Raw genomic sequence first — 12,311 nt, 5'->3', positions numbered from 1 at the left:
AATGTGGTGGTTTGGACACCTCAGACCAGATAGTAAGGCGACAAAGCATAGGTGGCGTCTGAAACGGTTTGAGCGCCTTCATTTCTGAGGCAGAAAATCACTCCGGGTGAGAACTCACCTTTTAAAGAGTCGTTGATGCTGGCCACGGCATACGCGCCAGAGGGTATCCGCGCCAGTAGGTTCTCATGCTCTTTTATGTAGTCACTGAGATCCATACGGAAGTCGTTCAGCGTAAGGTCGGTAATGGAGATGCCACCTTCGACGTCATCAATATCAACCACTTCGTTCTGAAGCTTCTCAAGCTGTTTGCGGCGGTATTCGAGATCATTCATTTTCCCGGAATCGGTAAATTCAATGACGTTCTCTTCACCAGTGGCCGAAATATCCAACAGGACCATGCGACCGGAAACGCGGGCCTCCAGATTGATGTATTCATCCAGCTCCATGTTGGGCCAGAAGTTCACCAGTTGGATTTTGTCATTTTTCGAGCCCAGTCGATCAACACGGCCAAAACGCTGAATGATTCGAACCGGATTCCAGTGAATGTCATAGTTGATCAGGTAATCGCAGTCCTGCAGGTTTTGTCCTTCTGAAATACAGTCCGTGGCAATCAGCAGGTCAATTTCAGCAGTGAGAGAAGAATCAATTTTGTCACGCTCTTTTGATACCGGAGAGAAAGAAGTGATGATCGAGGCCAGGTCTTTGCGTATGCCGGGCATCTCGGTTTTGTTTTCACCGGAACCAGTCACCAAGGCGGCATAGATTCCCAGCTCCCGCTGTGCCCATTCTGCTGTGTTTTCGTATAGATACTTGGCGGTGTCTGCAAATGCGGTGAAAATGATGAGCTTTTTGTTGTCCGGATTAATCGGATGGGTGACTTTGTAACGAATGAGCTCCTTCAGTTTCCTGAGCTTTTCATCTTGCGGAGCCTTAACTGCTCGTGCAGACGAAATGAGCTTCTCCAGAATTTCCCGATCCTCCTCAAGCTCTTGTTTCCAGCGAACCGTATCCATGTCTTGAATCAGGACTTTGACCTTTTTGCCGACAACAAAAGGGGAAAAGGCGTCATCTTCTATTTCAATCTCTTCGATATCAAACTCTTCGACAGATGAATTGTTGTCATGGTCCGCAATCTTCTGAATCAACCCTGTTACTTCGCCGAGTAGTTTCTCCAGCGTCATTGTGAAGGAGTTGATAGAGCTTTCCATTCGTTTGAACAGGTTAACCCGCATCAAATGAATCAAGCTCTGTTCACGGTCTACCTGTCTGAACATGGAACCGCCGGCCACCTTTCGGTCGTACTTGCGGCTATACTCTTCAGCCTTTTGCGGCAAAACATATTTCAGCGGAGCATAGGCGCTCAGATTAAGCAGCCGAATGTCTTTGTTAATACTTTCAAGAGCCGGGAAGCGTCCCTCTGTATCAATGTCTGTCTTGATATTGACGGGCTTGAGCCTCTCCGGAAATTTTCCGATTTCCGTTACATCATAATATTTTTCGATATGCTTTCTGGATCGGGCAATGGTGAGGAGATCCAGCAATTTGAAATAGTCAAAATTCAAAGTCTCCAGCAGGGATTCGGTGGTTCTTTCGCAGTCGTCCAAATTCAACCACGCATTGAAGCGCGTCTGAGCCATTTTCAGCGTCTGCTCGATGCTGGGAATACCGTTGGTCTTCAATGCGTCATCTTTTGCCTCAACGATAAAGGCGACTTGGTTTTTCAGGTCGTTCATCCGGTTGTTTACCGGTGTCGCCGAAAGCATCAGCACCTTGGTTTTTACGCCGGCTTTGATGCTCTCGTTCATCAGCTTTGAATAGCGGGTCAGAGAATCATCCTTGCGGGCCGGGTTGTTTCTGAAATTGTGCGACTCGTCGATAACGATCAGGTCGTAGTTACCCCAGTTCAGGGTCTCTAAATTGATCTCCCCGGACATTCCTCGCACACGGGTCAGATCCGTATGGTTGAGGACATCATAATTGAACCTGTCCGAAGCCATGATGTTTCGTTTGTCATTAACGGTATATAAGGTCCAGTTTTCCCTTAGCTTTTTGGGGCAAAGAACCAGAACCCGGTCATTGCGGAGTTCGTAGTATTTGATGACCGCCAGCGCCTCGAAGGTCTTACCCAGCCCCACGCTGTCTGCGATAATGCAGCCATTGTAGCGTTCGATTTTATCGATGGCTCCAAGAACGCCATCCCGCTGAAATTTGTAAAGCTTCTGCCAGACCTGTGTACTCTTGATTCCGGTCTGGGGCTTGATGATTTTGTCCTCATCCAGCTCGCCGATAAAATCCCTGAAGATATTAAACAGAGTCAGGAAATAGATTTGTTGGGGAGTTTTGTCTGAATAAACAAGCACAAGAGCGTCCTGAAGAATCGCTTCAAAATCATTGCTGTTTTTTCCGGAAGCCCACAGTTCGTCAAACCACTTTATAAGCGAATGTGCCTCACCGGAACTGCGAAAGCAGGTGTTCATATGGTGGGATTCAGATGGAACGATACCCAAACCGTCAGTGGTGAAAGATGAGCTGCCCACAATAGCAAGGTACTCATCATTACCGGCGTGAGATAAATGAATAAGATTCTGATGAACCGGTGAAGGTAACTTGCGGACTTCACACTTCTGTTTCAGCCATTCCGAGCATTCCCGTGCGATACGAGTAACATCAAGCCGATTCCGAAGACCACGGTCCAAGTGATTTCCGGACAGGTTTTTAAGAAAACCATCTCCATCTCCATCTCCATGATTTGGTACAAGAAGCCTGAACTTGGAAACCTTTGAAAGTTCCTTTTTCAGTTCATCGTAGGCGTAAAGAGAAAACAGTGCGGAAACCACGGAGAGAGTGCAGCCGGAAGCAATATTTCCTTTGAGCTCGGAAACAACATTTCCCAGTGATTTATTGTCAAGTATTCCCGCAGATTGTTTCACTGATCTTCACCCTCTTTAGAACCATTTGCTTTCCCGTCACGGACCCAAATATCGACTTCATCTTTCTTAAATTTCCAAAGACGGCCGACTTTGTGGGCAGGCATTTTCTTTTTGTTTATCCATGTGTAAACTGTATCTTTGCTGACACCCAGATATTGAGCAATCTCCTCGACTGACAACCAACGATCTTCCATTTTTTACACCTTTGAAGAGTATAGGGTCAAATTGGTTTAGTTTGTCTTTTTACACGGTGTCTGTTTTTTGTCAACCAGGTTTAGTTGGGTTTAATAAGGTTTTGAATGAAAGATTGGCATGGATAGTGGAACCGAACTTTAGCGTTTTCCAAAATTGATTCACTTTTTGTTATTTGATGCCTGAAATATAAAATTTGGCAAATCATGCTGAGGGGCTTGGGGTGAGGACTATGTCCAAGGTAAGGACCGTTTTTAGGCAAATAAAAACCCCGGACTATCCCTGTTAATCCATACATTGTCAAATATAAGACAGATATGACTGAATCTTTTAATTCAACCGGTTCGATAACAAAAGTGCTTGACCCGTCTATTGGTTCACCCTTTAGAACTGTCGTTGTCATGGCCGTGGTAGAAACTAAAACTTATAATAAAGGGGAAGTGTAATCATGCAACATCAATTGACCAAAGAAAATTGGGTTGATATGTTCAAGCAGATCGGACTGACTGAAGATCAAATGAAAAAATGGCATCATAATTTTGAAAAAAGCCACCCGGAGGGGCACAAGGCTTTTCTTTCCTGGTTGAGGATTCCTCCCGAAAAGATCGTTGAGATCCGGGGCAACAGCAAATAGAAAAAAAGTGGCGGCAGCATTGGCGGTCGCCACTCTTTCGAAAAATGAAAACCTATTCCATTTCTCAACTATCCGGATTGTTCGGCCTTTCACGAAGTGCCCTGCTTTACTATGATCGAATTGGTCTTTTAATCCCCTCTGATAGGTCAGAGGCGGGTTATCGTCTCTATACGCAAAAAGATCATGACAGGCTTAACCAAATCTGCACCTTTCGCAATACAGGCTTGGCCCTGGCTGATATAAAAAAACTGCTGGACTCAGATAATGCCCCAAGTGTAAAAATACTTGAGAATCGATTATGGGAAATCGGACAGCAGATAGTCGATCTAAAACGCCAGCAGCAGGTCTTAATCTGCCTACTCAAAGAAATGACCAGCGACGTTTACGGGCCTGCCATTGACAAACAGATGTGGGTAAAAATGCTTCAGGCTGCCGGCATGGACGAACCAGCCATGATGAAATGGCACGCAGAATTTGAATCCCGATCTCCAGAAGCCCACCATGACTTTTTGCTGTCATTAGGAATATCGGAGATAGAGGCAAAGGATATTCGGTATCAATCTCGGAGGCTCATAAACAATTGCCAGTAAAGGCGTTGACTATTTTTATTATTGAATACGGCTTTCAGATAGGCTTGAGCGTGCCTGTATACCATTATGTTGCGAGTGGGCTTAACTATCTGAATTTATAGAGCATTTCAACAACGTTCGTGCAAGTGGGTATCGTTTTATAATTCAAAGGGTTACGGCACATTTAAAAAATCCTAAAAAAAATTGGCTACATAATTTTTTCTATCGTTTTTAGCCTCTGTGATCAAAATTCCCGTTCATATTACAAGCATAACACAGCCCTGCAATAAAGGCCATCTATGCCATTTTCACCGCTGATCAAGCAGCCCATAAGTATATCGATATCCAACGTTTAAAGTCCTTCCGCTATTCGTACCATATGAACAGGCAGAGAGCAGCGGGGTATTATTTTTTTTAAATAGGGGCGGGGTTCCGCTGGGTCAGGCTGGGTAGAACTCGCAACAAAAAAAACTCGCTACATAAATACCATAAGAGTACGTGGTTCATTATGTGGCAAATTGAAGAAAAAATTTGCAAGCCTTTCCAAATTATGTTGAATGATTTCGTCATTCATATTTTAAATATTCATGCAGATCTGGTTATTCTTACTATTCGAATGAGACCCCGTCAGATAAGTGAACATGCAAGATAAGATGGATAAAAAAGCAAATAGGTTGCATAGTTAAAGAGCTGGTTACTCAGCAGTCTTTATGTTCTCCAGAGTTCTACCGAGTCGGGAATCTATTTTCCAATCTTTTTTCTTAATGTAAAACTGCGGTATGGTGGTTCCATCATCTTCAATTCTGCTATTTTTTCTGAAATGTGAATTATTTTCATAGACGTGGAGTCTCCCGAACCAGGCGTAAACATTGATTGATATTCCGGTGATACGTTCACTACGTTCATAGTAATTGGGTCATTAGGGATTACAACCGAATTAATATTAGTTTCGACTATTATGTTGTCGTGTATCTCCCATGTCCCTGCATGTCGTACTAAAAAATTGAGAGGTAACTCTTGACCTTCCAGATTCAACCTTAATGTAACTTGCCCATCAGTATTGCATTTCCCTCCAACATGATAAGTGTGAGAACCAGACCCTGTTAGTGCTATACTTAAATTTTGTGGAAGAGATTCACCAAGCATCTGTGCTATCTCAGCAGGCGAAATATATACAGATACTTCCCACGAACCAATTAACATTTTCTCAGTGCTTGGTTGCAAGCCTTCTGGCAAGGCGACAGCTTGATTTGATGTTATAAATATAAACAATATAGATATAAAAAAAATCATTTTTTTCATTTCATTTTCCTTACAAAATTGAACATATGGAAGTATCACAAAAAATCCAAACACAGAGTGTTTATCACCATCCAGGATAGGTTGCAAAAAATTTTATCTGTTACTTGATGCTCAAGTTTTTTTATCCAATAATTTGATGTCAAACGATAACATAATGTAGGCCGCAATATATAGCACCTGCGTGTCATGGGGTCAAACCTTGATTTTTACCCTTATATTTCAACAATTAGAATGCACCGAATTTCACCAGTGATCTTGGGGTTAGTATGGACTATGACTGAGAGAGGATTATACTTTATTAAATTTAGAATTGCTGAATTTCATCTGCGGTCCTTAACTTGCAGTTTAACCCCGCAGATCAGGATTAAAATAAGAACCGGGATACCCATCACGGCGGTTATGGTGAAAAACACAGGGTATCCCAGTTGGTCCACCATGGCCCCGGAATATCCAGAAAATACCTTTGGCACAAGAGTCATTAATGACGAAAATACGGCATATTGAACGGCGGTGAACCTGACATTGGTCAGACTGGATAAAAAGGCCACAAATGCAGCACCGGCAAGGCCGCCGGCCAGGTTGTCCGCGGAGATCACAAGGTAGAGCATGGGCAGGGCCGGACCGGTCCAGGCCATGAGAACAAACAGCAGGTTTGTCAGCGCTGACAGCAATGCCCCGGCAAAAAGAATGCGCATCACCCCGAACTGAATGGACAGGGTGCCCCCCAGAAAACCGCCGGCAATGGTCATGAACAGTCCGAAGGTTTTTACGATGCTTGCGATATGAATTTTTGAAAAACCCATGTCCTGGTAAAAGACATTGGAAATAACACCTAGAACAATATCCGAAATCCGGTACAGGCCGATAAGCGCAAGAAGCAGCCAGGCCAGGCCTGCGCCGTACCGCAAAAAAAAATCCGAAACCGGTTCAACATAGGCGGACCGGATCATCTCCATGTTCGCCACTTTCAGGGCCACCATCACCCTTGCCGCCAGAAGTGCTGAACAAAGCCCTGCGGCAAGCCGTGCGGTTTCAACTATAAATCCGGCGGCAGAATGATTTTTCACAACAAGGGCCACCTGTTCTTTTAATGTGGATGCTATCCCGGATGAAAAATAAAACCACCCCACAAAAGCAGCCGCAGAAATTAAAAAAAGAATAAAAAACCGCGCATGATCCCTGTGCCGGGCGCAAGTTGCTTCTTTTTCCGTTATTGCAGGTTCTTTAATTACAAATACCGTGATCATCCCAATGGCCATCAGCCCGGCCATGATCTGGTATGCCGTGCGCCAGGCCGTGTAATCATAAGCGCCCGGGGTTGAGCCTTGGATCTGGGCTATAAACAAGGCACCTGCACCTGCGGCCAGCATCCCGATCCGGTATCCGGCAATATACACCGAAGCCATCAAGGCCTGGAGCGCTTCGCCTGCCGATTCAATGCGGTAGGCATCAATGGCAATGTCCTGGGTGGCCGAAGAAAAGCCTAAGGCCACGGCAGCCAGAGCCATCAAGGATAAACAGTTCTCTGCCTTTGCCGGATCAATCATGGACATGGCAAAAATGGCCGCGGCAATGCAGATCTGGGCCAGAAGTATCCAGGCCCTGCGCCGGCCAAGCCTTCGGGTCATTACGGGAATGGGCATTTGATCAACCAACGGCGCCCAGATAAATTTAAAGGAATACCCTAAGGCTGCCCAGGAGAAAAAGGTGACAGCCGAACGCTGGATACCTGCCTCACGAAGCCAAAGTGACAGAGATGAAAAAATCAGCAGAATGGGCAGCCCTGCGCTGAACCCGAAAAAGAGCATGGCGACCACCCTGGGGTGGGAAAAATTCTTGGCAGCCTCCCAGGCTTTTGAAGGGTTATAGAAAAATTTCAAAATCCGCAGCAACGGCATAACAGGAGGTGGAGAGGTGATTATTATTGAAAAATCGGCGACACTGGTCAACCATGGCATCCACCTGGTCATCGGTTCTGTCCTGGTTGATATGAATCAGGCCAAGCTGCCCCACTGACGCCTTAACGCTTAAATCCAAAACATCGGACAGGCGGGAGTGCCCCCACCCCCTTCTATTCAGGTATTCATCATCCGTGTACTCGGTGTCATGGAACAGTAAATCCGCATCTTTTGAAAAGGCGATGTATTCTTTAACGCTTCTGCCCTGGGAATGCGTATATCCCAGTTCATTGTCCGTAAGAAACACAAATGTTTTCCCATTTTCCGTAAACCTGTATCCAATGCTGTCCTGGGAATGGGAGGTGAGGATTGTTTCAATATCCAGGCTGCCGATGGAAAAACGGTTGTTCAGAGATGAATCAAACCGGATATCTGCGTTGTAGTCCTTTAATCCGACGGGAAAAAAAGGCATACACATGACCCGGTCAATGACCTGTTTCGTTGTCAGTCCTGCAAAGGTCCGGTCCTGGATGTGGACTGTGGTATCCGCATCAAGCAGGGGATGAAAAAAGGGCAGACCAATGATGTGATCCCAGTGGGTATGGGTCAAAAGCAGATAACATCTCTTAATTTTTTTTTGAACCATGGATTTTCCAAGCCTGCGGATGCCGGTACCGGCGTCAATGATCACAACCTCACCCGAATTCGCCTGGATCTCAAAACAGGTGGTATCGCCGCCGTACTTGGTATATTGTTGCCCTGATACACAGATTGATCCTCTAGCTCCCCAACATTTTATTCGCATGCGTCTTTTGTATCCATCAGTTAGACAGTTATTTTACGGAACTAACATCTTAGACTCATATGAAACCGGGCCGATAATTAACTCTATTTAGCAAAAAAATAACCATATTTAAACCTCCTTATATTAATAAAGGCGGGAATAAAAAAAAAATTTTAGAAATTCAGCTAAACAATTTTCAAAAAAATTTGGAAATATTAAATTTTTTATACTACATATACCATGCTTTTCGTTAGTCGGTATGTTGTTGCGTGCAACACATGCCTATATCAACCATGAACAGTTTTAAGAAGGGAATGATAATATGGCACAGCCAATTGCAGACAGGCGCGATGTCGACTTTGTATTGCATGAACAAATCGGAACGGTTGACCATGAGTTATTTGAGGAATTCAATAAAAAGACCGTTGACCTGATTGTCTCGGAAGCAAGGAACCTTGCCATTAAGGAGATTCTGCCCACATTTAAAGACGGAGATGAGATCGGCTGCACCCTTGAAAACGGTAACGTGACCACACCCGACTCTTTTAAACGGGCCTGGAAGCTGTTCTGCGAAGGTGAATGGCTGGCCATGTGTGATGATCCGGAGGTGGGCGGCCAGGGCATGCCCAAAACCGTGGGGTGCGCAGCCCTGGAATATATGGTAGGCGCCAACTCCGCCTTTATGCTCTATTACGGCATGACCCACGGCGCAGCCAAACTGGTGGAAGCTTTTGGTAATGAAACCCAGAAAAAACTGTACATGAAAAAAATGTTTGCAGGCCAGTGGGGCGGCACCATGCTCCTGACCGAACCCGAGGCCGGTTCCGACGTGGGCGCGTTGACCACCTCAGCCACCTTGAACGATGACGGCACCTACACCATTCAGGGTACAAAAATTTTCATCTCTGCGGGTGAACATGATCTTTGCGATAATATTATCCATCCGGTCCTTGCCCGTATTGAGGGGGCACCTGCGGGAACCCGGGGAATATCCCTGTTCCTGGTGCCCAAATACCTGGTTAATGAAGACGGCTCCCTGGGTGAATTCAACAATGTGGTATGCACCGGTCTTGAAGAAAAAATGGGCATTCACGGTAATGCTACCTGCACCCTGGCTTTGGGAGACAAAGGACCTTGCATCGGCACCCTTCTCGGCGAAGAAAACAAGGGCATGCCCGCAATGTTTCAAATGATGAACGAATCCCGGGCATTTGTGGGTGTCCAGGGTTTTGCCGTGGCGTCCGCCGCTTATATGAACGCCCTTGATTATGCCAGAACCCGGGTACAGGGCCGACATCTTACAGCGGGCAAGGATGCCACAGCCAAAAACGTAACCATCATCAACCACCCGGATGTTAAACGCCAGCTGTTAAACATGAAAGTATACACCGAAGGCATGCGCTCCCTGCACTATTACTATGCCAAATGCGAGGACATTGTTCATACCACGGATGATGAGGCGTTAAAGGCCAATACCGCCGCTTTAATTGAGGTGCTCACCCCCATTGTCAAAGGCTATATCACGGATAAGGCCCTTGAGGTCTGCTCCCACGGTGTCCAGATTTACGGCGGATATGGATACTGCAAGGAATTTCCGGCAGAGCAGCTCATGCGCGATTCGAGAATCTTCATGATTTACGAAGGCACCAACGGCATCCAGGCCATGGACCTTCTGGGCCGCAAGCTCTCCACGAACAATGGGCAAAGTTTTATATACTTCCTGGATCAGATCAGAAAAACCATAATTGAAGCCCAAAAAATCGAAGGGCTTGAAGTGCTTTTCGAAAAGGTCGAACTTGCTCTGGACCGGTATGATGTTGTTGCCTATGAGATCGGTGCAAGGGCAAGATCTGAAAAGGTGCTTAACGCTTATGCCTTTGCTCACCCATTCCTGGAGATTACAGGGGATATCGCCTTTGCCTGGATGCATCTGTGGCGAGCCTGTGTTGCCGCACCTAAATTGGCTGAAAAAGTAGGCTCTCTTGATCCTGAAGCTGTGGCTGCCAAGGCTGGGAAAAACAAAGAGGCCGCATTTTATGCCGGCGTGATGGCCTCTGCCAGATTTTTTATCAATACCCTTTTGCCCGGATCTTATGGTAAGATGGATGCCATTCTTGAAGGGGATAGTTGTGTGGAGGATATATTGGACGTCTCCTTTGGCTCAAAATAGTAAAAATAAAAGGGAGGAAAAGAACATGCTTGAAACCCTAAAAAACAGTCTGCTCACCGGGGTGGGCATGGCGCTGCGCTCCAAAAAAGAAATTGAAACCTTTGCCAGGGAGTTTGCCGAACAGTCTGAAATGAACCAGAAAGAGGCAAAGGACTTTCTGGAAGAGTGTAAAAAACGGTATGACGACGCAAAATCCAGCCTTGATAAAAAAGTTGAAGCAGTTGTGGAGTCGGTACTTAAACGCCTGGATCTGCCCACCCGTGGGGATATTGATGAACTCAATGCCCGGATTGACGAGCTGTCTAAAAAAATTGAAAAAGACACCTGAAATCCAGACATCTTGCCCTGGCCATGCTCAGTTTTAAGACCATTTCCAGAGTCACGAAACGATACCGGCATCTGGTTCGTTACCAACAGATTATCGGCATTATTTTCAAGTACGGATTTGAAAATATTATTGCTGCCATGGGGATTGATCATTATCTTGATAAAATTCCGTTCTCAAAACCCCATGAGAAACTGTCCAGGAATCAACGGATCAGGATGGTGTTGGAGGAGCTTGGGCCCACCTTTATTAAAATGGGCCAGGTATTATCCTCACGGCCAGATCTGATCCCCCTGGACTTGACCCGGGAGCTTGCCAAACTCCAGGACAAGGTGCCGTCATTTTTGTTTGAACAGGTCGGACAAATTATTCTTTCAGAGTTTGGCAGACCCATCAGTGAGGTATTCTATTCCTTTGAGGAGGCTCCTTTTGCTTCGGCCTCCATCGGACAGGTTCACCGGGCGGAACTGTCGTCAAAGGAGCAGGTGGCGGTAAAAGTTCAGCGCCCCGGCATCCGTAAAACAATCGAGGTTGATCTGGAAATCATCCACTATCTGGCCCAGGTCATGGAAAAAAACCTGGAAGATATGGCCATATTCCGACCCGTGAAAATTGTTGAAGAATTTGCCCAATCCCTGGAAAAGGAGCTGGATTACATGGTGGAGGCGGCCAATATGGAACAGATGGCTGACCAGTTCGCCAGAGAGCCGGACATCCGCATTCCCCAAGTCTACTGGTCCCATTCCACACAACGGGTGCTGTGTATGGAATATATCCGGGGGATCAAGGCCGATGATGTTGAAGCCATTGACCGGGCAGGTCTTGACAGAAAAAAAATCACCCGCATTGGCGCCGATTTTGTCATGCGTCAGATATTTGAGTTTGGCTTCTTCCATGCCGATCCCCATCCGGGCAATCTGTTCGTGACGCCCGGGGAGGGCCTCGGCGAGGACGGCATGCGGGCGTGGAAGCTGACGTTCGTCGACTTCGNNATCCCCATCCGGGCAATATTTTTATTCTGGAAGACCAGCGCATCTGCATGATTGATTTCGGCATGACCGGATTTGTGGATTCAACTACCCAGGAGTTATTCATTGATCTGCTCCAGGGGCTTGCCTCAAAAAATACCAGGAATACAGCCCGTCTGCTTTGCCGTCTGACCCAGCCTGACGTATCGGTCAATATGGCGGCTCTGGAAAAGGATATCGCACAATTTTGCGCGGTATATTTGTCCAGAAAGCTTGAAGAAATCAATCCCAGCCGCATGATTCACCAGTTTCTTGAGCTTTGCACTCAGCACGGGTTGAGAATCCCTCCGGACCTGTTTTTAATGATGAAGGCATTTATCAGTATTGAGGGGGTGGCACGCACACTAGACCCTCAATTTGATCTCCTTAACCATGCCCGGCCCTATATCAGGTCCGCCACCCTAAGAAAATATTCATTACCCCGACTCTCCCGGGACTTTTTAGGCATCGCCAGGGATCTCTTTTCCCTGCTTCAGACC

11 protein-coding genes are annotated in these 12,311 nt (G+C 46.2%); 6 read left to right on the top strand and 5 right to left on the bottom strand.

Annotation, left to right across the window (positions count from 1 at the left end):
* Positions 1-20 precede the first annotated feature (20 nt).
* Both B3D59_RS02615 and mads1 read right to left on the bottom strand, forming a co-directional pair.
* Positions 21-2,930, bottom strand: coding sequence for a helicase-related protein (locus B3D59_RS02615; protein WP_286817538.1), 2,910 nt, complete (start codon positions 2,928-2,930; stop codon positions 21-23).
* Entirely contained in the window at positions 2,927-3,124 is a 198-nt protein-coding gene (mads1, locus tag B3D59_RS02610) for a methylation-associated defense system helix-turn-helix domain-containing protein MAD1 (protein WP_286817537.1), read from the bottom strand. Before mads1 ends, B3D59_RS02615 begins: the two co-directional genes overlap by 4 nt.
* A 446-nt stretch (positions 3,125-3,570) precedes the next feature.
* Between mads1 and B3D59_RS02605 the strand changes: the two genes are divergently transcribed.
* Both B3D59_RS02605 and B3D59_RS02600 read left to right on the top strand, forming a co-directional pair.
* Positions 3,571-3,756, top strand: coding sequence for a hypothetical protein (locus B3D59_RS02605; RefSeq protein WP_286817536.1), 186 nt, complete (start codon positions 3,571-3,573; stop codon positions 3,754-3,756).
* 44 nt (positions 3,757-3,800) lie between these two features.
* Positions 3,801-4,346 (top strand): MerR family transcriptional regulator, encoded by a 546-nt coding sequence (locus B3D59_RS02600; protein ID WP_286817535.1) that lies wholly within the window; start codon positions 3,801-3,803, stop codon positions 4,344-4,346.
* Between the two features lie 720 nt (positions 4,347-5,066).
* Here the strand turns inward: B3D59_RS02600 and B3D59_RS02595 are convergent.
* From B3D59_RS02595 to B3D59_RS02585, 3 genes are all read right to left on the bottom strand, one after another.
* The gene (locus B3D59_RS02595; protein ID WP_286817534.1) at positions 5,067-5,627 is read right to left on the bottom strand and encodes a hypothetical protein; all 561 of its coding nucleotides are present in this window, start codon (positions 5,625-5,627) and stop codon (positions 5,067-5,069) included.
* Positions 5,628-5,947: 320 nt separating this feature from the next.
* Positions 5,948-7,507 (bottom strand): AmpG family muropeptide MFS transporter, encoded by a 1,560-nt coding sequence (locus tag B3D59_RS02590; RefSeq protein WP_286817533.1) that lies wholly within the window; start codon positions 7,505-7,507, stop codon positions 5,948-5,950.
* Entirely contained in the window at positions 7,491-8,330 is an 840-nt protein-coding gene (locus tag B3D59_RS02585; protein ID WP_286817532.1) for an MBL fold metallo-hydrolase, read from the bottom strand. The genes B3D59_RS02590 and B3D59_RS02585 overlap by 17 nt, the downstream gene beginning before the upstream one ends.
* A gap of 301 nt (positions 8,331-8,631) precedes the next feature.
* On the opposite strand from B3D59_RS02585, the gene B3D59_RS02580 reads away from it, so the two are divergent.
* The 4 genes from B3D59_RS02580 to B3D59_RS02565 form a co-directional block, all read left to right on the top strand.
* Positions 8,632-10,479 carry an acyl-CoA dehydrogenase gene (locus tag B3D59_RS02580; RefSeq protein ID WP_286817531.1) on the top strand — a complete coding sequence of 616 codons (1,848 nt, stop codon included), beginning with the start codon at positions 8,632-8,634 and terminating at the stop codon, positions 10,477-10,479.
* A 25-nt stretch (positions 10,480-10,504) separates the two neighbouring features.
* Complete coding sequence (locus B3D59_RS02575) at positions 10,505-10,807, top strand: phasin family protein (RefSeq protein ID WP_286817530.1); 303 nt, start codon at positions 10,505-10,507, stop codon at positions 10,805-10,807.
* A 23-nt stretch (positions 10,808-10,830) separates the two neighbouring features.
* Positions 10,831-11,847, top strand: a complete 1,017-nt coding sequence (locus B3D59_RS02570) for an ABC1 kinase family protein (RefSeq protein WP_286817529.1) — start codon at positions 10,831-10,833, stop codon at positions 11,845-11,847.
* Positions 11,769-12,311 (top strand): AarF/UbiB family protein (locus tag B3D59_RS02565; RefSeq protein ID WP_286817528.1); only part of this gene is annotated, 543 nt, incomplete at its 3' end. The genes B3D59_RS02570 and B3D59_RS02565, both read left to right, overlap by 79 nt.

Source organism: Desulfobacter sp. UBA2225 (genome assembly GCF_002348205.1).
Classification (GTDB): Bacteria; Desulfobacterota; Desulfobacteria; order Desulfobacterales; family Desulfobacteraceae; genus Desulfobacter; species Desulfobacter postgatei.
Note: the sequence above shows the minus strand (reverse complement) of the source record. Positions and strands in the feature narration are given on the sequence as shown.